This window comes from Microcystis sp. LEGE 08355, from assembly GCF_015207185.1.
In the GTDB taxonomy this organism is placed as follows: domain Bacteria; phylum Cyanobacteriota; class Cyanobacteriia; order Cyanobacteriales; family Microcystaceae; genus Microcystis; species Microcystis panniformis.
This window is the reverse complement of record NZ_JADEXI010000742.1, coordinates 1-1,965: the sequence shown is the minus strand read 5'-3', so window position 1 is coordinate 1,965 and position 1,965 is coordinate 1. Positions and strand designations below refer to the sequence as shown.

General features: G+C 38.3%; 1 protein-coding gene. It reads right to left on the bottom strand.

Annotated features, from left to right (window positions below; all coding sequences use genetic code 11):
- The coding region (locus IQ242_RS23575; RefSeq protein WP_193961622.1) for an AAA family ATPase at positions 1-1,965 on the bottom strand (1,965 nt) is incomplete at both ends.

The following is a 1,965-nucleotide window of genomic DNA, read 5'->3' as shown; positions in this document are numbered from 1 at the left end:
TTAATTAAATTAGGTTTCTCGGCCTTGATATTAGCTAAACGACGGTTTGCTTGCTTAAGTTCTGATTCTTGAATTTCTGCCCAACGCCATCTTTTTTCTTCTCCTCTGACTAAAGCATGACTTTGTTCATCATAGTTTAAAAAGGCGATTTCTTGATTGACAATTTGTAATTCTTGCTGTAATTCTAGGGCATAATTGCCACTGCTTAAAAGTGCTTCTAACTCCACAAGTATCTCCTCGGTTTTCTCTAGTTCTATTTCCTTTTCTTCAATAGTTTCTAACTTGACTTCCAACTGCACATATTTTTGTTGTAGATTCGATCTTGCTGGCAATTCTTGTTTAATTTGGGCTAATTCCTCCCCTAAACGTTTTAAATCTCGATCGCAGTCTGCCATCCTTTCCTGTAGGGACCAGATTTGCTCTTGAATTTGTTCTTGATGTTGATGGGTTTTCCTGATTACTTGATGACGGTGATGACTGTCTAAATTCTGTTCACACAGAGGACAAACCGAATCGGGAATATTTAATTTTTCCAATTTATCAGTTAACTCTAAAAGTTGTTCTTCATATCTTTTCTGTTGATCCAATAAACTTTTTTTATCCACTTGTTTAAGAGTTTCCTTTTCTTCAACTCGTTCACAATAGGTTTGTTTTTTATCCAGTTCCTTAATCCGTTTGGCTAAATTGAGAGCTTCCTCTCTTAGTAGAGGAATACGAGCGATTTCTGTCTCTAATTGTTGCCGATTTCTTTGCAGTTGTTCCCAACGAGCATTGATCTTAGCTTTTTCCCGTTCCAACTGCATATTTAAATCAGCTTTTCGGCTATTTAAAGGAGCATATTTTAAAGCTAATCTATCCAATTCCTGAAGACGTTGACGATGATAATTTAATTTCTCTAATCCTGCTTGAATATCCCCCGCTTGCTCGATAATTTTTTGAGTTTCTTGTTCCTGTCTTCCCAATTCTTCTAAACGAGCGCTCGTTTGTTGGATGGGAAGGGTAAATTCGTTAATTTTTTGCTGTAATTTCTGTTCTAATTGTTGTTTATCATACTGGGCCTGTTGCCAAGCTTGCAATTGACTTGACAAACTGGCCTCTTTCTGGTCTAAATTGATTAGGCGCTCGTGTGCGGTGATAATGTCATTTTTGCGATGAAGAATAGTCCTTATTTGATTTAATTGATTGTCTAGACTAACTTTTTCCCGGTCTAATCTCTCAATTTCTGCTAATAAAGCTCGCTCCTGTTCTCTTTGCCACTGCAGCTGTTTTTCCCAATTCTGACGCTGATTTTCCTCCCCTTGCAGTTGCTGTAAACGCCGATTATTTACCTCTTGTTCTTGATTAATTTGGTTAATTTGGCTGCTTAACTCTTGCAGGTGTTCTTGATAAGAATTTTTCTCCTGAAGACGGAGTTTGATAGTTTCTACCTGCTGCTCAATCTGGAGGGACTGTCCATCAAATTGTTTCGATATATCCTTAGCTTTATTCGCTAAAATTTCATAGCGATCGAGTTGTAATAATTCTGCTAAAATCTGTTTACGACCACTGGGAGGCTGTTTCATAAACTCGTCCGCTTGTCCCTGTCGTAAATAAGCAGAATTAATGAAAGTTTTATGGTCTATTTTTAGATAAGTATTAATCTGTGCTTGGGTATCTTTAATACTTTTACCCGATAAAGGACGAAAACTTTGATCATTAATCACCTGAAAATCTAAACCAGAAGCTTTCCCCCCCCGGTGACGACTACGGATAATTTTATAGATTTCTCCCCCATAACTAAACTCGAAATCTACCCGCGCATAATCGCTGCCCGCATGAATCACATCATCACCAATCGAGACGCGACTTTCCCCCCAAATTGCCCAAGTAATTGCTTCCAGTAAAGAGGATTTTCCTGCACCATTGGCACCACAAATACAGGCAGTATGTAATCCGCGAAAATCTAGCACTGCCTCGCGATAACTG